This is a genomic window from Duganella guangzhouensis (assembly GCF_009674535.1).
Lineage (GTDB): Bacteria > Pseudomonadota > Gammaproteobacteria > Burkholderiales > Burkholderiaceae_D > Rugamonas > Rugamonas guangzhouensis.
This window is the reverse complement of sequence record NZ_WKJK01000059.1, coordinates 1-1,295: the sequence shown is the minus strand read 5'-3', so window position 1 is coordinate 1,295 and position 1,295 is coordinate 1. Positions and strand designations below refer to the sequence as shown.

The window sequence follows — 1,295 nt, the reverse complement described above, 5'->3', positions numbered from 1 at the left end:
TGTTGAATTGCATTGAACTCTGACCCGGAATTTGCATTGAATTCCGACCCGCTCTTTTGATGTGATTTTTCAGCCAGTATACTGTCGTGATCTCCTCCGTTTCATGGGCTCAGTTGAGCTGTTTTTAAATCGATAGCTGTCGTTGCCTGTCTCGATGATGTGGCAATGATGGGTAAGCCTATCAAGAAGTGCGGTCGTCATCTTTGCATCGCCGAACACCGATCCCCACTCAGCAAATCCAAGGTTGGTGGTAATAATCAGGCTAGTGTGTTCGTAGAGTCTGCTTATGAGGTGAAAAAGAAGTGCTCCTCCGGTTTGACTGAAAGGCAAGTAGCCAACTTCGTCTAGGACAACAAGATCGGTGTGCATTAGTCGCATTGCCAGATGGCCTGATCTACCTTGCTGCTTTTCTGCTTCAAGCAGGTTGGCCAACTCAACGGTAGAGAAGAATCTCACTCGGCAGTTATGTTCTTCGATTGCTCGTGTGCCGATGGCCGTTGCAATATGTGTCTTGCCTGTACCTGGGCCACCGACTAAAACGACATTGTGGCCGGAGTCCAGAAATTCGCAGGTATGCAACTGCCGAATTAATGGTTCGCTGACAGGGCTGCATTTGAAGTCAAATCCGCCAAGATCCTTATATACCGGGAATCTTGCAGCCTTCATCTGGTATGCAAGTGAGCGCACGTCGCGTTCTGCCGCCTCCGCTTTAAGCAATCCCTCGATAATCGGCGTTGCGGCTTGGAATGCCGGGGAGTTTTGAACTGCTAATTCCTCCATTGCTTGCATCATTCCTCGCAGCCGAAGCCCTTTGAGCATTGCTGTCAGGTCATTACGTTGCATCGTTGTTCCTCCTTTGTCGCAGTTGGTCGTATCGCCCGAAGTCCGCAATCGGCTCTACATCGAGAGCAAGGGCTTGTGGAGCGTCTATAAGCGGAGCTGGCGAGCCATCAAGTAGGCGGCTCAAAGTGTTAAGGATGATTTGCTTGGATGGTGTGCCGGCCTCGATAGCGTGCTCCACGGCGGCAAGGACATGCTTCTCATCGTGTAGCAGAACGAGTGCAAGGATATCGACCATTTCTCGATCACCGCCGCTGCGTTTCAGTAGGATGCTTTGAAGCTTGCGGAATGGTGCTGGCATTTCAACGAAGGGCGCTCCGTTTCTCAAGGCGCCAGGCTTACGTTGAACAACAGCAAGGTAATGGCGCCAGTTATAAATCGTGTGCCCAGGGCCATGATCGCGAGTAATATCCCGTTCGTGTTCAGCCATGATCTTGCCGTCCGCGACAATCTGT

The 1,295-nt window shown here is 51.0% G+C and carries 1 protein-coding gene and 1 pseudogene; both read right to left on the bottom strand.

Features of this window, described 5'->3' with window-relative positions; translation table 11 throughout:
* Positions 1–69: 69 nt before the first annotated feature.
* Positions 70–843: an IS21-like element helper ATPase IstB gene (gene istB, locus GJ699_RS33885; protein WP_154383810.1), complete on the bottom strand. Its 774-nt coding sequence runs from the start codon at positions 841–843 to the stop codon at positions 70–72.
* Positions 833–1,295 (bottom strand): annotated as a pseudogene (locus GJ699_RS33880) (IS21 family transposase); the annotation flags it as partial. The gene istB and the pseudogene GJ699_RS33880, both read right to left, overlap by 11 nt.

Bases quoted from the DNA above. Each gene is read 5' to 3' on its own strand.
- istB (WP_154383810.1), bottom strand. From the start codon at position 843: ATGCAACGTAATGACCTGACAGCAATGCTCAAAGGGCTTCGGCTGCGA.